The following is a 17,430-nucleotide window of genomic DNA, read 5'->3' as shown; positions in this document are numbered from 1 at the left end:
CATGGCGTTGGACCCCGCCGTCGCCGCCGTGCGCCGCGCCGTACGCCGTGACCTGGCCGAGGTGGCCGAGGTGGGGCCCGTCCTCGTCGCCTGCTCCGGCGGTGCGGACTCGGTGGCGCTGCTGTCGGCGGCGGTCTTCGAGTGCCACCGGGCCGGTCGGCGGGTGGTGGGCGCCACCGTCGACCACGGCCTCCAGGAGGACTCCGCCGAGCACGCCGCGTCCGTGGTCGCGCAGATGGCGACGATGGGCGCCGACGAGACCGTCTCGGCACGGGTCCGGGCCGACGCCCCGGGTCTGGGTCCCGAGGCCGCGGCCCGGGAGGCGCGGTACGCCGTGCTGCGCGAGATGGCGCAGCGCTTCGGTGCCGCCGCCGTCCTGCTCGGGCACACCCGCGACGACCAGGCGGAGACCGTGCTCCTCGGCCTGGCCCGGGGGAGCGGCGGCCGGTCCATCGCCGGGATGCGGCGCGCGTTCGAGGTGTTCCGACGCCCCCTGCTCGAGGTGTCCCGCGCCGACACCGCCTCCGCCTGCGACGCCGAGGGGCTCCCGGTCTGGGGGGACCCGCACAACGAGGACCCGGCCTACACCCGGGCCCGGGTCCGGCACCGGGTGCTCCCGGTCCTCGAGGCGGAGCTGGGGCCCGGCGTCGCCGTCTCGCTGGCCCGGACCGCCGACCTGCTGCGACCGGACATGGAGCTGCTCGACGACCTCGCCGACCAGGCGCTGGCCCGGGTGCGGCGCCCGGCCCCCACGGCGTACCGGGACCCGGCGCTGGACGTCGTCGAGACGGGCGGGCTCCCGGCCCCGGTCCGGCGTCGCGTCCTGCGCTCGGCGGCCCTCGCGGCCGGGGCGCCCGCCTCGGAGCTGTTCCTCGAGCACGTCGCGGGGATGGACCGGCTGCTCACCGCGTGGCGGGGTCAGAAGTGGGTCGACCTCCCCGGCCACCTGCGGCTGCTGCGCGTCGGCGGGCTGCTGGTGTTCGCGGGCGGCGCCCCGGCCGGTCACGAACGCTGACCCGCCGAAGAGCCGCAATTGCGGCCGTGTGACATGGAATCGGCTCAGAAATGTGTCAAACGGCCGCAATTGCGGCCGAATGGCCCACCGGCGGGCGGCCAGGGTCCCTGTGGCAGGCTGAGCGGCATGGACACTGCTCACGTCGAGAGCGATCTGGTGAACGTCCTCTTCACGGAGGAGCAGATCCAGGGCCGGCTCCGCGAGATGGCGGCCGAGATCGAGGCCGACTACGCCGGCGGCGACCTGCTCATGGTCGGCGTCCTGCGGGGGGCCGTGATGGTGATGGCCGACCTGGCCCGCGGCCTCGGGCGGCACGTCGAGATGGACTGGATGGCGGTCAGCTCCTACGGCTCCGGCACCAAGTCCAGCGGCGTGGTCCGGATCCTCAAGGACCTCGACACCGACATCTCGGGTCGGCACGTGCTCGTCGTCGACGAGATCATCGACACCGGCCTGACCCTGAGCTGGCTGATCTCCAACCTCTCCAGCCGCAACCCCGCCAGCGTCGAGATCGCCACCCTGCTCCGCAAGCCCGAGGCGCTGGCCATGCCGGTCGAGCCGAAGTACGTCGGCTGGGACATCCCCAACGAGTTCGTGGTCGGCTACGGGCTCGACTACCAGGAGCGCTACCGGAACCTGCGCGACATCGGCACGCTGGCCCCGCACGTGTACTCCTGAGGCCCCCATTCCCGAAGCCCGCGATACCCCCGAGCCGATTGCCGCGACCCTGTACCGTCATTCCCTACATAGGTCACCGCTCAGTGCCGTTCTGGGCTGTCCCGAGAGAAGTCCGTGAAGCGCATTTTCAAGAGTCCGTGGCTCTGGATCGTCCTTGCCGTGGTCGGTGTGGTGCTGGCCCTCCAGTACGCCGTGCCCCAGGAGTACGACGAGATCTCGACCTCCCGGATGTCGGAGTACATCGCCGCCGGCGAGGTCAAGGAGATCACCTTCGTCGACAACGACCAGGAGATCCAGGCCGTCCTCGACGACGGCGTGGAGCGCGAGGGCGGCGCCAAGGTCATGGCCCACTGGGTCAAGGGGCAGCAGGGCGGGATCATCAGCGCGGTCAACGACCAGATCGCCTCCGGTGACATCGAGGAGTCGAACTCCGAGAACCCGCAGCCGAGCCTGATCGGCTCGCTGCTGGCCACCCTGATCCCGTTCATCCTGATCATCGCGATCTTCATCTTCCTGCTGAACCAGGTGCAGGGCGGCGGCGGCCGGGTCATGCAGTTCGGCAAGTCGAAGGCCAAGCTGATCAGCAAGGACATGCCGAAGTCGACGTTCTCCGACGTCGCCGGGTGCGAGGAGGCCATCGAGGAGCTCGGCGAGATCAAGGAGTTCCTCCAGGAGCCCGCCAAGTTCCAGGCCGTCGGCGCGAAGATCCCGAAGGGCGTGCTGCTCTACGGGCCCCCCGGCACCGGCAAGACGCTGCTGGCCCGGGCCGTGGCCGGCGAGGCCGGCGTGCCCTTCTACTCCATCTCCGGCTCGGACTTCGTCGAGATGTTCGTCGGCGTCGGCGCCAGCCGGGTCCGCGACCTGTTCGAGCAGGCCAAGGAGAACGCGCCCGCGATCGTCTTCATCGACGAGATCGACGCCGTCGGCCGGCACCGCGGTGCCGGGATGGGCGGCGGCCACGACGAGCGGGAGCAGACCCTCAACCAGCTGCTGGTGGAGATGGACGGCTTCGACGTCCGCGGCGGCGTGATCCTGATCGCCGCGACGAACCGCCCCGACGTGCTGGACCCGGCCCTGCTCCGCCCCGGTCGCTTCGACCGCCAGATCGGCGTCGACGCGCCGGACCTCAACGGCCGGCACCAGATCCTCCAGGTGCACTCCCGCGGCAAGCCCATGGCGCCGGACGTGGACCTGCTCAGCGTGGCGCGACGGACCCCCGGCTTCACCGGTGCCGACCTCGCGAACGTCCTCAACGAGGCGGCGCTGCTCAGCGCCCGCCTGAACGAGAAGCTGATCAACGACCACTCGCTGGACGAGGCCATCGACCGGGTCATCGCCGGCCCGCAGCGCCGCACTCGCCTGATGAGCGAGAAGGAGAAGCTGATCACGGCCTACCACGAGGGCGGGCACGCCCTGGTGGCCGCGGCCCTGCCCGGGAACGACCCGGTGCACAAGGTCACGATCCTGCCCCGCGGCCGGGCCCTGGGCTACACGATGGTCCTGCCCGACCAGGACAAGTACTCCCAGACCCGCTCCGAGATGCTGGACATGCTCGCCTACATGATGGGCGGCCGGGCGGCCGAGGAGATGGTCTTCCACGACCCCACCACGGGCGCAGGCAACGACATCGAGAAGGCCACGAACCTGGCCCGGGCCATGGTCACGCAGTACGGCATGACCGAGCGCCTCGGTGCGATCAAGCTCGGCGAGTCCAACTCCGAGCCGTTCCTCGGCCGCGACATCGGTCACCAGCGCAACTACAGCGAGGACGTCGCGGCGATCGTGGACGAGGAGGTCAAGAACTTCGTGGCCTTCGCCCACCAGGAGGCCTTCGACATCCTCGAGGAGAACCGGGACGTGCTCGACGCGCTCGTCCTGGCCCTGATGGACCGCGAGACGCTGGACAAGGCCGAGGTCGCCGAGGTCTTCACCGCCCTGCGCCGTCGCTCCCCCCGGCCGGCCTGGACCGGCTCGCCGGACCGGGTGCCCTCGATGATCCCGCCGGTGGAGGTGCCGCCGGGGGCGGCCCCCGAGAGTGGGTCGGAGAACGGGACCGGGTCGGGCGAGCACGGCCCCGGCGACAGCACCGGCGACGGCACCGGCGAGGGGGACGACCGGGAGGGCGGCATGGTCATCACCCCGCCCGGCCCGGGTGGCGACATCCACGGCAGCCCGGCGGCCGACCCGGGGCCCGACACGCGATGACCGACCCGATCGGACGGGGCGGAGTCGCCCCAGCCGAGGTGCCGGACTTCGACATCCCCCGGGCCGAGGCCGCGGTGCGGGAGCTGCTCGCCGCGATCGGGGAGGACCCCGACCGGGACGGCCTCCGGGACACTCCGGCGCGGGTGGCGCGCGCCTACGCCGAGGTCACCGCCGGCCTGCGCCAGTCGCCGGAGGACGTGCTCACGACGACCTTCGACATCGGCCACGACGAGATGGTCATGGTCCGCGACATCGAGCTGTGGTCGATGTGCGAGCACCACCTGGTGCCGTTCACGGGGGTGGCGCACGTCGGGTACATCCCGTCGGAGTCCGGGAAGATCACCGGCCTGTCCAAGCTGGCCCGGCTCGTGGACGTCTTCGCCAAGCGACCGCAGGTCCAGGAGCGCCTCACCACGCAGGTCGCGGACGCGCTGATGGAGCTCCTGGAGGCCCGCGGCGTCATCGTCGTCATCGAGGCCGAGCACCTGTGCATGACCATGCGCGGCGTCCGAAAGGCCGGCGCCCGCACGATCACCTCCGCGGTCCGGGGGATCATGCACAACGCGGCGACCCGCTCCGAGGCGATGGCCCTGATCCACCGCGGCGGGTGAGCCGCGGGTGAGCCAGGGATGAGCCAGGGATGAGCACGACGGGCGGGGACCGGGCGGGACCCCTGGTGATGGGGGTCGTCAACGTCACCCCCGACTCCTTCTCCGACGGCGGCCGGTACGTCGACCCCGCGGCCGCCGTCGCCCACGGGCGCAGGCTGGTCGAGGAGGGGGCGGACCTGCTCGACATCGGCGGCGAGTCGACCCGGCCCGGGGCCACCCGTCCCCTCGTGGGCGAGGAGCTGGACCGGGTGGTGCCGGTGATCACCGAGCTGGCCGCCGGCGGTGCCACGGTCTCGGTCGACACGATGCGGGCCGAGGTCGCCGACGCCGCCGTACGCGCCGGAGCGAGCGTCGTCAACGACGTCTCGGGCGGCTTGGCCGACCCGGCGATCCTGGACGTGGCCGCCGAGCACGGTGTGCGGTTCGTGGCCATGCACTGGCGCGCGCACAGTGCCGAGATGCACCGGCACGCGGCGTACGACGGCCCCGGGGGCGTCGTCGGCGCCGTGCGGGAGGAGCTGGCCGCCCGGGTGGCGGCGGCCCGGGAGGCCGGGATCGCCGCGGAGCGGCTGGTGCTGGACCCCGGCCTCGGGTTCGCGAAGACCCCGGACCACAACTGGGAGCTGCTGGCCGGCCTCGGCGAGATCGCCGGCCTCGGCCACCCCCTGCTGGTGGGGGCGAGCCGCAAGTCGTTCCTGGGCACGCTGCTCGACGACGGGGCCGGCCCGCGTCCGGTGGACCAGCGGGAGTACGCTCACGCGGCGCTGGTGGCCCTGCTGGCACGCTCCGGCGTGTGGGCGGTGCGGGTGCACGACGTGCGGGCCACCCGGGACGCTCTGGCCGTCGCGGCCCGTTGGGGCTCCACCGGGGGGCCCCGGTGACCGGGCGGGCGACGACGAGGGGAGCGGGTGTGGCACAGGACGAGCTGACGATCTCCGGGCTGGAGTGCCACGGGCACCACGGGGTCTTCGACTTCGAGCGCCGCGAGGGGCAGCGGTTCGTGGTGGATCTCACGTTGGGGCTCGACACCACGCCTGCGGCGGCCTCGGACGACTTGCACGACACGGTCGACTACGGAAGGCTCGTGGGCTCGGTGAGAGCCGCAGTGGAGACCGATCCGGTGGACCTGATCGAGACCCTGGCGCAGCGCATCTCGGACGTCTGCCTCTTGGACGGTCGGGTTGAATGGTGCCGGGTGACCGTGCACAAGCCGGATGCCCCGATCGACGCGACCTTCTCAGGAGTCGCGTTGACGATTACCCGCAGAAGGACGTGAGGGCCCGTGACCGAGACCCCCAATCCGCACATCGTCGACACCGACACGCTGACCGGGGAGATGCACCCGATCCGGCGGGCGGTGCTGGCCCTGGGCTCGAACCTCGGGGAGCGGATGGCGAGCCTCCAGGGGGCGGTCGACTCGCTGGCCGACACCCCCGACGTCTGGGTGACCGCGGTCTCGCCGGTCTACGAGACCGAGCCGATCGACGCCCCCGACGACGCGGAGATGTTCCTGAACGCCGTCGTCCTCATCGACACCACCCTGCCCGCGGCCACGCTCATGGACCGGGCACTGGCGATCGAGGACGCGTTCGACCGGGAGCGTCCGGGTGAGCCGAACGCGCCGCGCACGCTCGACGTCGACCTGATCGTGGTCGGGGACCGGCGCGCCGACGACGACTTCCTCCGGCTGCCGCACCCGCGGGCCCGGCACCGCGCGTTCGTGCTCCGGCCCTGGCACGACCTCGAGCCGGACGCCGTCCTTCCCGACGCGGGCCCGGTCGCCGAGCTGCTCGAGACCGCCGACGGCAAGGTGACGCTGCGCGACGACCTGGTCATCGAGCTCCAGTGACCGATCGGTCGCCGGGCGGCGCCGCGGCGCCGTGAGCGAGGACCCCCGGCAGGACGTCGGGACGGTCCGTCCGACCCCGCCGGGCGTCCTGGTGGGCTGGGGGCTGGCCGGACTGGTCGGCGGCTGGCTCGTGCGGCCGGTCGCCCGGCGGCTGGCGGACTCCTCGCCGGTGGTGACCTGGCCGCAGGTGCTCGCGCTGTTCCTGGTGGCGGCGATCCTGGCCGGCACCGCCTGGATCACCTGGCGCACCGTGGCCCAGCGCCGCTACCTCGAGTCCCACCAGGCGGTGAACCGGCTGGTGCTCGCCAAGGCGTGCGCCCTCGTCGGTGCGCTGGTGGCCGGCGGGTACGCCGGCTACGGGGTGAGCTGGCTCGGTCTGGAGGCCGAGCTGGCCGGCCAACGTATGCTCCGGTCCGGTCTCGGATCCCTCGGGGGCCTTCTGACCTGCGGCGCAGCTCTCCTCCTCGAACGCGCGTGTCGGGTCCGTGACGGGGCCGACGACGCCTAACCTGTGCCCATGGCTTCCCCCAACGCCCGACGCCGTCAGCGCAGCACGCGCGTGACGGTCGCAGTTGCCTTCATCATGCTCTCGGCCGCGATCGTCATCGCCGCCGTGATCACCGGATCCGCCCTCGTCACGACCCTGGCCGCCGCGAGCTCCGTGCTCCTCGGCGCGCTGGCCACCAAGATCATCCACTCCGAGCTGCACCAGTCCCGGATCGACGCCGCCCGCGACCGCGCCGAGCAGGCCCAGGCCTACCGCGCGCTCACCGACGAGCGCACCCGCGAGAACGAGGCCTTCGCCGAGGCGATGACCGAGCGCATCGCCGACCGTCAGAAGCTCATCCACGAGCTCGAGGGCCAGCTCGTCGTCGTCCAGCGCAGGATCGCCGAGACCACGCTGCGGGTCGGCACCGAGGCCCGTCGGTCCGAGCAGGCCGAGGCCCGCCTGGTCGTCGAGTCCGGCAAGGTCGAGGAGGCCGAGCAGCGGGCCGCCGAGGCGATCGTGCTCGCCGCCGAGCTCGAGCAGGAGGTCACCGACCTCAGGTCCGAGCTGCAGGCCTGGGAGGACGCCGCCTCGATGCCGCTGCGCCAGCACGCCTGACGCAGGTCGCCGGAGCGCGCACGTGTGGCACCGGGTCCGCCGTGCCCTCCGACGACGACGTACCTCGGTCGCGGTCGTGGTCACCGTCGGCCCGCGGCAGTCCCGGCACCTCGCCGACTGCCTCGGGTCGTTGGCCGACCAGCACCGGCCGCCGGAGGAGACCTGGCTCTGCGGCTGGTCCGGTGAGGGACTCCCCGACGGGCTGCCCGCGCTGCAGGGCCTGCGGGTCGCCCCGCCCGAGGAGAGCGGGAACGCCGCCCGCAACCGCGGGCGGGCGAGCACCCGCTGCGACGCGGTGCTGTTCCTCGAGGCGTCCCAGACGCTGCGCCCCGACGCCCTGTCCCGGCTGACCGGGGAGCTGGCGCCGGACGTGTCGTGGGTGGGTGGCGCCGGCCCCGACCTCGGCGAGCGCCTGTGGCGGCGGGACCGGGCGCCGGTGTTCGACCCCGCCCACGGCCGGTTCCCCCAGGCCGCCCTGACCCGACGGCGGGGCGGGCCCGGAAGCGGCCGCGAGGTGCGCCTGGCGGACTCCGTCAGCGACGGCGCCGAACGCACCTGGTCCGTCCCCTTCGGCACCGTGCCCCCGGCTGCCCCCGAGGCCGGGCACCTGGCGGCCGTGCTCGAGGCCGGGGTCGCCCCGGCGCGGGTGGCGGACCCGCTCGAGGCGGTCCTGGACGACCTCGAGCACGCCGGCGCCGCCGACGTCGACCGGCTGGCGGCCGTCGCGGCGGCACTGACCCCCGCAGCGCTCAGCGGACTCCCCGTGGAGACCCGGCTCCGCCTCTGGCTCGTGGGGCAGGGCGAGCGCGACGCCATGAGCAGGCTCACCGTCGACCGCTGGTTCGAGCGCGGGAGCTTCCCGACCCGGGCCGGGTCCGGCACGGTCCGGGCCCGGCTCGAGGTGCCCGGCGTGGAGCCCCCGCCCTGGCTGCTCGAGGTGCGGCCGACCCTGCGGCTCTCCCTCCGCCGGGTGCGCCGGACCGAGGACGCGCTCGTGGCCACGGTGTACGCCGTCGTGCCCGAGGTCGACTACGCCGAGTCGCCACCCGATTTCACCGCGCACCTCGTCGACGCCACGGGGGACCGCCCGGCGGTCGAGCTCCCGGTGACGGTCCGGCCGGACCCGGAGGTGACCCGGTTCGCCGGTCGCGCCCACCAGAGCCACGACACCGGCTGCCTCGAGGTCGCCCTGGCCCCCCTGCCGGCCGGCCCCGGCGGGCGGGGGCGCTGGCGGCTCGAGGTCGGCGTCCAGGTGGCCGGTCTCGAGCTGAGCGGCCGGGTCACCGAGCGCGACGCCCGCGGCTCGGCGGGGCTGCTGGGCGCCCCCGACCTGGCCGGCGGCGGGGCGGTCCGCTTCGACGGCACGGACGGTCTGACCGTGGGGTCCGCCGGGGAGGCCACGGAGGATGCCGCCGTGAGCCCCGACCCGCCCGCGGCCGAGCAGGTCGAGGTCGTCGACGGGCGGCTGCTGGTGCGCGGCCCGGCACGCGGCGCCTTCACCGCGGCACTGTGCCTGGCCGGGCTCCGGGTGCCGGCCGAGGTCGAGGTGCACGGGGGGCGCTTCACCGCCGCCGTGCCCCTGCGCCGGGAGGCCTGGGGCACCGGTCCGTGCGCCCTCCCGACGGGCACCTGGCACCTGGCCTGGCAGGGCGACGACGAGACGTCCGGCGGTGACCTGTCGATCGCACCGTCCCTGGCCGCCCTCACGCCGCTCGACACCGTCCACGCCGACCACCGGGTCCGGTTCCGCCGCGGCCTCCGGGACCAGCTCCTGGTCGAGCTGGCCGCCCCGTTGGCCGACGACGAGCTGGGACCGCGGGCGCAGCACCGCCTGCGCTCCGCCTACGCGGCGGTGGAGTCGCCGACGGACCCGGGTCTGGTCCTGTTCAGCTCCTATGCCGGCACCGGCGCGACCGACAGCCCCCGGGCCATCCACGACGAGCTCCGGGCCCGGCACCCCGGTCTGCGCACGCTCTGGACGGTGGCAGACCACGCGGTCCCGGTGCCGGAGGGCGCCCGACCCGTGCTGCTGCGCAGCCGCGCGTGGTACGACGCCCTCGCCCGCGCCGGCACCGTCGTCAGCAACGTCGAGGTCGACCGGTTCTACCGGACCCGCCCCGACCAGCGCCTGGTGCAGACCTTCCACGGCTACCCGTCGAAGTCGATGGGGCTGGCGCTGTGGCGCTCGAAGAACCACTCACCCCTGCGGCTGCGGCGGCAGCTGGCCGACACCGCAGGCACCTGGACCGTCGCGCTCACCCCGACCCCGGAGATGGACCGGCACTACCGCGAGCAGTACGCCTTCGAGGGCACGATCCTCAACCACGGCTACCCCCGTGACGACGCCCTGGTCGGACCGGGCGCCGCCCACCTGCGGCAGCGGGCCCGGGCGGCGCTGGGGCTGGCCGAGGACGACGTCGCCGTCCTCTACGCCCCCACGTGGCGCGACGACCTCGCCACCAACTTCCGCGCCGCGCCGCTGGTCACCCACCTCGACGTGGAGCGGCTCGCCGAGCGGCTCGGACCGGGCCACGTCGTCCTGCTGCGTGGGCACCGGTTCCACCGCCCGCCGGGGTCCTCGGCCCGGACGATCGACGTGTCCTCCCACCCGGAGATCAACGAGCTGATCCTGGCCGCCGACGCCGCGGTGCTCGACTACTCCTCGCTCCGGTTCGACGCCGCCGTGACCGGCCTGCCGATGGTCTTCCTGGTGCCGGACCTGGCGGACTACGCCGGCACCAGCCGCGGCTTCCTCTTCCCGTTCGAGGAGTCGGCACCCGGCCCGCTCCTGGCCACCACCGACGAGGTGGCGGCCGCGCTCGAGGACCTCGCCGCCCTGCGCGAGGGCTGGTCCGGGGAGATGGCCGCCTTCAACGAGCGGTTCAACCGCTTCCACGACGGCCGGGCCGCGGCCCGCGTGGTGACCGCCCTGTGGGGCCCCGGGGAGCCCGGCGAGCCACGGTAGAGTTCCCCGCGTGTTTCCCCCGCTCCAGCCCCCGCTCCCGCCGTCCGTCGTGACGCCTGCCGGCCGGTCTGCCGGCCAGCCTGTCGGTCGGTCTGTCGGCCCGTCCCTCGTCCCGTCCGCCGCGGTCACCGTGACCGCGCGAGGTGCCCGTGCCGCGGCTTGAGCAGGTGGCCCGCCGGGGCCGCGGTCTGGCCCGACGGGTCCGGGGACGGCTCGGCCGCAGCGCCGCCGTACGCCGGCTCCGGGGGCCGCGCCTGAGCGTGATCGTGCCCTTCTACAACGTCGAGGCCTACCTGGCCGAGTGCCTGGACTCCGTGCTGGGCCAGTCGTTCGACGACATCGAGGTGCTGCTGGTCGACGACGGCTCCCCGGACGGCTCCCGGGCGATCGCCGAGCTCTACGTCGCGCAGGACTCGCGCTGCCGGCTGGTCACCCGCCCCAACGGCGGGCTCGGCGCCGCCCGCAACACCGGGATCCGGGAGGCCAAGGGATCCTTCCTGACGTTCGTCGACTCCGACGACGTGCTGCCCGAGCACGCGCTCCGGGCGCTCATGGACGCCGCCCAGGCCTCGGGCTCGGACATCGTCGTCGGCTCCGTCGAGCGGTTCGACTCGCTGCGACGGTGGCGGCCCACCTGGGTCGACGCCGTGCACGGCAGCCGGCGCACCGCCGTGACCGTCGAGGAGTTCCTGCCGCTGCTGCGCAACCTCTACACGTGGAACAAGGTCTTCCGGCGCGACTTCTGGGACGCCCAGGGCCTGTGGTTCCGCGAGGGCGTCGCCTACGAGGACCAGCCGATCATCACCCAGCTGCTCGCCCGCGCCGCCAGCATCGACGTGATCCCCGACATCGTCTACGAGTACCGCGCCCGCGACGACAAGAGCTCGATCAGCCAGCAGACCGCCAGCCTGGCCGACCTGCGGGCCCGGATCGCCGCCTGGCAGGTCAGCCACGAGACGTTCTCGGCCGAGCTGTCTCGGACCGTGTACGACGGGTGGCTGGCGACCCTCTTCGACGCCCACTTCCACTGGTACCTCACCAGCAAGGGGACCGTCGACGACGACTACTGGCGGGAGCTGGTCGAGATCGTCCGCTTCTTCGCGGACCGCACCCCGGAGTGGATCTGGCGACAGACCAGCCCGGAGAAGCGGGTGCTGATCAGGCTGGCGCTGCTCGACCGCCGGGCGGACGCGCAGGAGCTGGTCCGGCTCGAGCACGGGCGGTCCGAGAAGTGGGACACCACGGTCCGCGAGGACGGGATCCTCGTGCACCTGCCCTTCGTCGACGACCCCGAGCTCGGCCAGGACCTGTTCACGCTCTGGCCCGAGCAGCTGCGGCTGGCGCACGCCGTGGAGTCGGTCCGCTGGCTGGAGCGCGACGGCAGCGGCTGGTGCCGGCTCGCGGGCTGGGGCTTCCTGGCCAAGGTGGACCTGGCCCGGTTCGCCTCGACCACGTCGGTGGTGCTCCGCAACGAGCGCTCCGGCGAGGAGCGGGTGTTCGTCGCCACCGACCGCCCGCCCACGGCGTTCCCGCCCCCGGTGGACGACTTCTGGTGCGACTACTCCCAGGGGACGTTCGCGGTGGACCTGCCGCTGGAGGAGGTGCTCGCCTCGGGACGGCCCGACGACCTCTGGGCGGCCGAGCTCCGGGTCGAGGCCGGCGGCTTCGCGGTCAGCACGCCGATCACCCGGCTGCTGCGCAGTGGCGCGGCGGGCATCATCCCGGCCTGGCAGGTGGGCGACCACGCCCGGCTGACGTCGGTGTGGTCGTTCCGCCAGCAGCTGAGATTCCGGATGGACACCTCGGGCGTCACCGTGGCCGACCCGGTCCTCGACGGCCGGACCCTGTCCGGACGCATCGTCGACGGTGCCGAGGTCACCGCGGTCGAGGTGGTCTCCGGCACGGACCGGGCGACCACGCGTCCCGGGTCGGACGGCGCGTTCTCGCTCGCCCTTCCCGAGGCGGCGACGCCGGCCGCGGGGGCCGAGACCGGGTGGCGGGTCCTGGCCCGGACCGTCGACGGCACGCTCGTCCCGATGATCCCCCGCGGGGCCGTGGACCAGGCCGTCGTCGCAGGCCCGACCACCCTGGTGCTGGACACCAACCGCAACGCCGAGCTGGTCGTCGGGGAGTGGTCGCTGGGCGCGGTCGCCGAGGAGGTGACGATCCGCGGCGAGCACCTCGTGGTCAGCGGTCGGCTGCTGGGCGCCGGATCGCGGGTCGCCCTGCACTCCCGCAGCCACAAGGTGACCTCCGTCGGCGACCGGGTCGAGGTGGCCGACGGTCGGTTCACCGCGAGCCTCGACCTGCGCCACGACCTGTTCCGCTTCGGCCGGCGGCCCCTGCCGCTGGGCGACCACGACCTGTCCCTGCTGGTCGAGGGGGCCGAGTCCGAGCAGGTCCCGCTGCTGGTCTCGGCGCGGCTGGGTCGCGACCTCCCGGTCCTGGTCCGCACCGAGCGGCACGAGGGCTTCGTCGTGCGCGGCCCGGCCGCGGTGGTCCGGCTCACCCTGGTGCGCCCGATCGGCGCGGCGCGCGGGAAGTACCAGCAGCAGCGGCTCCGCGCCGCCAGCGGGACGGGCGGTGGTCTCACCCGGGGCATCCTGATGCGCTCCTACTTCGGGGAGCAGGCCACCGACAACGGACTGTCCATCCAGCGCGAGCTCGCCCGCCGCGGGTCGGACCTGCCCGTCTACTGGGCGGTGCAGGACCACAGCGTGAACGTCCCCGACGGTGGCATCCCGGTGGTCGTCAACAGCCGCGAGTGGTACGACCTGCTCGGCTCGGTGAGCTACTACGTCGACAACATGTACCAGCCGGAGTACCACACCAAGCCTCCGGGGCAGGTGCTCGTGCAGACCTTCCACGGCTACCCGTTCAAGCTGATGGGCCACTCCCACTGGCGCAGCCTGCAGGTCTCCCGGGCGAAAATCGAGGCCTACGACGCCCGGGCCCGGGCGTGGGACTACCTCGTGTCGCCGGCGCGCTACGCCACGCCCCTGCTGCGCCGAGACTTCGCCTACGACGGCGAGGTCCTCGAGATCGGGTACCCCCGCAACGACGTCCTGCTCTCGGACGCCGCCGACGACATCCGAGCGGTCACCCGGGAGTCGCTGGGGGTCCGGGAGGGGCAGACCGCGGTGCTCTACGCGCCGACGTTCCGCGACTACCTCTCCGCGGACGACTCGAAGGCGGTCATGGCCGACTTCTTCGACTTCGCCCGGGCACACCGCCGGCTCGGTGACGACGTCGTGTTCCTCGTGCGTGGCCACGCCTTCAACGCCCGGATCCGCAAGCGCGCCGGGAGGCGGCAGGGTGTCATCGACGTCACCGACTACCCCGAGGTCTCCGACCTCTACCTGGCCGCCGACGCCGCGATCGTCGACTACTCCTCGCTCCGCTTCGACTTCGGGGTCACCGGCAAGCCGATGATCTTCCACGTCCCGGACCTGCAGCGCTACCAGGACACCCGGGGCTGGCTCTTCGACTTCGAGCCGACGGCCCCCGGCCCGCTGCTGGAGACCACCGACGAGGTGGTCGACGCGCTGGCCGACCTGCCGGCGGTGCGGGCCCGGCACGCGGCGGCGTACGAGCGGTTCCGCAAGGAGTTCCTCGACCTCGAGGACGGCCAGGCCGGCCGCCGCTTCGTGGACGCGGTGATCGCCCCCCGTGGCGACGCCTGAGCCGTCCCGGGCGCCTTGGTAGGGTCGCCGCGTGCCCCCCGCTGACCTGCCCGACCGTGGTGTCCTGGTGCTCGTGACCGGCACCGGCCGGAGCGGGACCAGCACCATCGCCGGCAGCCTGCACCACCTCGGCCTGGAGGTGCCCGGCCCCTTCCTCGGCGCCAACGACTCCAACCCCAAGGGCTTCTTCGAGTCGAAGTGGGCGGTGCGGTTCCACAAGCGGATCGCCTCCGGTGCAGGGATCCACGACATGGACTCCCGCCCCGGTGCCCTGGAGCGGGCCCACGAGGCCACCACCCCCGAGATGCGCGCGGAGCTGGTGGGCTTCCTGCGCAAGCGGTGCGCCGGTCACCGCCAGGTCGTCGTCAAGGACCCCCGCTCGGTGTGGGCGCAGCAGCTGTGGCGGGAGGCGGCCGCCGAGGTCGGCCTCGAGATCCGCTACCTCTCCATGCTGCGGCACCCGGCCGAGGTCATCGGCAGCCGCAGCGCCTACTACGCGACCCAGACCGACGAGGCCCAGCGCCACCGGTACGAGATCTTCAACGTCGCCCGGTGGGTCAACAACTCGCTGATCAGCGAGCGGGAGACCCGCGGCCAGCACCGCACGTTCGTGCGGTACACCGACCTGCTGGAGGACTGGCGGCCGGCGCTGGAGAAGGTCGCCACCGAGCTGGGCCTGAGCTACACCGGCGACCTGACGCCCGGCACCCGGCACCCGGTGGACGACTTCATCGACCCCGACCTGCGTCGGGTGCGGGTGACCTGGGACGACCTCGACGTCCCCGACGACCTGGTCGAGATCGCGCAGGGCATCTGGGACCAGTTGATGGTCCTGCACGCGGCCGGGGGCGCCGACGAGTCGGCCAGTGCCGAGCTCGACGCCCTGGCTGCGCGGTACGACCGGCTCTTCGCCGCCGCGGCGGCGATCAGTCACGACGCCGTGGAGGAGGCCCGGGCCGAGGCGCGGGCCGCCGGCGCTCGGGAGGCGACCCGACCCGAGACCCCGACGGCCGCGACCGGACGGCTGGTCGAGGAGACGGGCGGCCGGGATCTGCTGCGGGTCGTCGTCGAGCGGGCCGCGGGCCGACTGCCGGGTCGCCGGCGAGGACGGGCGTGAGCGCTCTCGAGCCCGGGACCCACCTGCTGCACATCGGGCCGCAGAAGACCGGCTCCACCGCGGTGCAGTCGGCCCTGAACCGGGAGCGGGCGGCGCTGCTGGAGCACGGCTGGGTGTACCCGGGACGGCGGGGTCGCCCGGTCCACGCGGCAGCCGCGGGCCTCGGCTTCTCGGCACCGCACGGCGGCCCGGCCCCGCGGATGGAGGACTGGGACGAGCTGCTGGCCGAGATCCGGGAGGCCGGCGAGCGCGGCGTGGTGATCAGCCACGAGGCGTTCGGTCGGGCCACCGACGAGCAGGCCCGGCGGGTCGTCGAGGAGCTCGGTGGGAGCCGTCCGCACGTGATCGCCGTGGCCCGGCGCTACGACCGGCTCCTCCCCTCGCAGTGGCAGCAGCGGGTCAAGGTGGGCGACCAGCGCACGTACGACGAGTGGCTGCGGGTGGTGCTGGCCGAGCGGAGCGAGGACTGGGCCTGGCGGAACGTCTGGGTCCCGCACGACACGGTCTCCCTGGTCAGCCGGTGGGCCGACCTGGTCGGAGCCGAGAATTTCACCCTCGTCGTGGGCGACGACGCGGACCGCGACCGGTTACCGCGCACGTTCGAGTCGATGCTCGGCCTGCCGACCGGGATGCTCGCGGCCGACGAGTCCGCGTCGAACCGGTCGCTGAGCACCGCCGAGATCGAGCTGGTCCGACGGCTGAACGTGCGCTTCGCGGAGGCCGGCTGGAGCGACCGGGACCGCTACGACCTCGTCACCAAGGGGTTGACCCCGACGCTGGTGCGGACCGAGGTGTCGCGGGAGGACTCCGCGGTCCGCGGCCTGCCCGAGTGGGCCCACGACCGCGTTGTGGAGCTGAGCGAGCAGCGGTTCCAGGGCCTGCAGGCGCTCGGCGTCAACGTGGTCGGCGATCTCGAGCTGCTCCGGGTCGACCGGGCGTCGGTGCCGAGCACGGCAGCGACCGAGGTCGAGACGGTGCCGGTGGACATCGCGGTCCGCGCGATGGAGGGGCTGGTCGTCGGGGCCCGACGGCTGCGCAAGCACGAGCGACGCGCCCGCCGTGGCGCCGTCAAGGCGGCTCGGCGGCGCGCGGTCAAGGAGACCCGTCGCGCGGAGCGGCAGGCGGCCACGAAGCGGGCCGCGGCCGAGCCGGCCGCGGCCCCGGCTCCGCGGTCGGGCGCCCGGCTCCTGCCCCGCAGGGTCCTGCGTCGCGTCCTCGGTCGCTCGGCGGGCTAGGCCAGGCCCAGCTTCCGGGCGATCTGCTCGGTGAGGTCCTCGACCGACTGGTCGCCCGCGAGCACCCGGCTGGTCGACCAGCCGCTGACGTCGAGCCCCGAGAGCTCCTCGAAGTCGCGGAGCTCGTCGGCGAACAGGTCCACGAGGCGGCGGACGTCGTCGACCGAGGGGGCGGCGCCCGTGTGGTCGTTGCGGGTGATGTTGCGCTGCTGGTTCTCCGGGGGCTTGCGGAACCGGGGGATCCCGAGGTGGTCGGTGACCCTGTCGAGCGTCTCGTGCGGACGGGCCGCGAGGTCCCGGAAGTCGATGACCAGCCACTGGCTCGGGTCGAAGTGCTCGTAGCCGCGACGCAGCTGCTGGGCGTACAGGCCGCGGGTGAACAGCGACTGCCGGCGCAGCTCGAACGGCGGCATCCCCTCAGGCACCCGGTCCGGTAGGCGGTCCGAGGCGTAGGCCGCGATCGCGTCCGGGACGTCGGGGAAGTCCGGGTCCCGGTCCCGCTGCATCGACCACTGCGACATCGCCCTCTCGATGGGGTCGCGGACCGAGACCATGAGCCGCAGGTCGGGGTTGTAGCGGCGCATCCGTTCCATGGCGCCGGGCCAGAAGAAGTACTCCGGGGTGGCGTCGCCGGCCATGTCGGCGCGCTCGGAGCGGGCCGGGCGGACGTACTCGCTGTAGTCGGGGTGCTCCCAGTCGCGGTCCTCCATCATGAAGAACCGCATCTCCTTCTCGGGGCCGCCGACCACCCGGGGGTGCTTGGCCAGCATCCGGTAGAGGGTGCTGGTCGCGGCCTTCTGGACGCCGACCAGCGAGAAGGAGATCGGCACGTGCCGCTCCACCTCGTCCAGCAGTTCCATCCGCTTCCGGCGCCGGCGGGCGATCCGGTCCCCGGAGGCGTCGGGTGTCTCGTGCCCGTCGGGTCCCACGGTGTCGTCGTTCGCGTCGTTGCTGGGTGCCATCGTCC

14 protein-coding genes are annotated in these 17,430 nt (G+C 73.7%); 13 read left to right on the top strand and 1 reads right to left on the bottom strand.

Annotated features, from left to right (window positions below):
* Window position 1 precedes the first annotated feature (1 nt).
* The 13 genes from tilS to IE331_RS14660 all read left to right on the top strand — a co-directional run bounded on the left by tilS (window position 2) and on the right by IE331_RS14660 (window position 16,463).
* Complete coding sequence (gene tilS, locus IE331_RS14720; protein ID WP_192144214.1) at window positions 2-1,015, top strand: tRNA lysidine(34) synthetase TilS; 1,014 nt, start codon at window positions 2-4, stop codon at window positions 1,013-1,015.
* A gap of 126 nt (window positions 1,016-1,141) precedes the next feature.
* Entirely contained in the window at window positions 1,142-1,693 is a 552-nt protein-coding gene (gene hpt, locus IE331_RS14715; protein ID WP_192144213.1) for a hypoxanthine phosphoribosyltransferase, read from the top strand.
* A gap of 114 nt (window positions 1,694-1,807) precedes the next feature.
* Window positions 1,808-3,898: an ATP-dependent zinc metalloprotease FtsH gene (gene ftsH, locus IE331_RS14710; RefSeq protein WP_192144212.1), complete on the top strand. Its 2,091-nt coding sequence runs from the start codon at window positions 1,808-1,810 to the stop codon at window positions 3,896-3,898.
* On the top strand, window positions 3,895-4,509 hold the full coding sequence (gene folE / locus IE331_RS14705) for a GTP cyclohydrolase I FolE (protein ID WP_192144211.1): 615 nt from the start codon (window positions 3,895-3,897) through the stop codon (window positions 4,507-4,509). The genes ftsH and folE overlap by 4 nt, the downstream gene beginning before the upstream one ends.
* 29 nt (window positions 4,510-4,538) lie before the next feature.
* Window positions 4,539-5,390 carry a dihydropteroate synthase gene (gene folP / locus IE331_RS14700; RefSeq protein ID WP_201931813.1) on the top strand — a complete coding sequence of 284 codons (852 nt, stop codon included), beginning with the start codon at window positions 4,539-4,541 and terminating at the stop codon, window positions 5,388-5,390.
* Window positions 5,387-5,785, top strand: a complete 399-nt coding sequence (gene folB, locus IE331_RS14695) for a dihydroneopterin aldolase (protein ID WP_318646830.1) — start codon at window positions 5,387-5,389, stop codon at window positions 5,783-5,785. The genes folP and folB overlap by 4 nt, the downstream gene beginning before the upstream one ends.
* Before the next feature lie 6 nt (window positions 5,786-5,791).
* The gene (gene folK, locus IE331_RS14690) at window positions 5,792-6,358 is read left to right on the top strand and encodes a 2-amino-4-hydroxy-6-hydroxymethyldihydropteridine diphosphokinase (protein ID WP_192144209.1); all 567 of its coding nucleotides are present in this window, start codon (window positions 5,792-5,794) and stop codon (window positions 6,356-6,358) included.
* 31 nt (window positions 6,359-6,389) lie between these two features.
* Entirely contained in the window at window positions 6,390-6,866 is a 477-nt protein-coding gene (locus IE331_RS14685; protein WP_192144208.1) for a DUF3180 domain-containing protein, read from the top strand.
* 9 nt (window positions 6,867-6,875) lie between these two features.
* Complete coding sequence (locus tag IE331_RS14680; RefSeq protein WP_192144207.1) at window positions 6,876-7,463, top strand: hypothetical protein; 588 nt, start codon at window positions 6,876-6,878, stop codon at window positions 7,461-7,463.
* A 22-nt stretch (window positions 7,464-7,485) separates the two neighbouring features.
* The gene (locus IE331_RS14675; RefSeq protein ID WP_192144206.1) at window positions 7,486-10,428 is read left to right on the top strand and encodes a CDP-glycerol glycerophosphotransferase family protein; all 2,943 of its coding nucleotides are present in this window, start codon (window positions 7,486-7,488) and stop codon (window positions 10,426-10,428) included.
* A gap of 149 nt (window positions 10,429-10,577) precedes the next feature.
* Window positions 10,578-14,111, top strand: a complete 3,534-nt coding sequence (locus IE331_RS14670; RefSeq protein WP_192144205.1) for a bifunctional glycosyltransferase/CDP-glycerol:glycerophosphate glycerophosphotransferase — start codon at window positions 10,578-10,580, stop codon at window positions 14,109-14,111.
* A gap of 31 nt (window positions 14,112-14,142) precedes the next feature.
* A complete protein-coding gene (locus tag IE331_RS14665; protein WP_192144204.1) occupies window positions 14,143-15,228 on the top strand; it encodes a sulfotransferase family protein in 1,086 nt (361 codons plus the stop codon).
* Window positions 15,225-16,463 carry a hypothetical protein gene (locus tag IE331_RS14660; protein ID WP_192144203.1) on the top strand — a complete coding sequence of 413 codons (1,239 nt, stop codon included), beginning with the start codon at window positions 15,225-15,227 and terminating at the stop codon, window positions 16,461-16,463. The genes IE331_RS14665 and IE331_RS14660 overlap by 4 nt, the downstream gene beginning before the upstream one ends.
* On the opposite strand, the gene IE331_RS14655 is transcribed toward IE331_RS14660, so the two are convergent.
* Window positions 16,460-17,425: a sulfotransferase family protein gene (locus IE331_RS14655; protein WP_192144202.1), complete on the bottom strand. Its 966-nt coding sequence runs from the start codon at window positions 17,423-17,425 to the stop codon at window positions 16,460-16,462. The two genes, IE331_RS14660 and IE331_RS14655, sit on opposite strands and share 4 nt — an antisense overlap.
* Window positions 17,426-17,430 lie beyond the last annotated feature (5 nt).

The organism is Nocardioides donggukensis, from assembly GCF_014842875.1.
GTDB lineage: Bacteria > Actinomycetota > Actinomycetes > Propionibacteriales > Nocardioidaceae > Nocardioides > Nocardioides donggukensis.
This window is presented reverse-complemented; position numbering and strand designations above follow the sequence as displayed.

Excerpts from the sequence above, each read along its gene's own strand:
- folP (WP_201931813.1), top strand. The coding sequence starts at position 4,539 with ATGAGCACGACGGGCGGGGACCGGGCGGGACCCCTGGTGATGGGGGTC.
- IE331_RS14655 (WP_192144202.1), bottom strand. The coding sequence starts at position 17,425 with ATGGCACCCAGCAACGACGCGAACGACGACACCGTGGGACCCGACGGG.
- tilS (WP_192144214.1), top strand. The coding sequence starts at position 2 with ATGGCGTTGGACCCCGCCGTCGCCGCCGTGCGCCGCGCCGTACGCCGT.
- folE (WP_192144211.1), top strand. The coding sequence starts at position 3,895 with ATGACCGACCCGATCGGACGGGGCGGAGTCGCCCCAGCCGAGGTGCCG.
- IE331_RS14680 (WP_192144207.1), top strand. The coding sequence starts at position 6,876 with ATGGCTTCCCCCAACGCCCGACGCCGTCAGCGCAGCACGCGCGTGACG.
- hpt (WP_192144213.1), top strand. The coding sequence starts at position 1,142 with ATGGACACTGCTCACGTCGAGAGCGATCTGGTGAACGTCCTCTTCACG.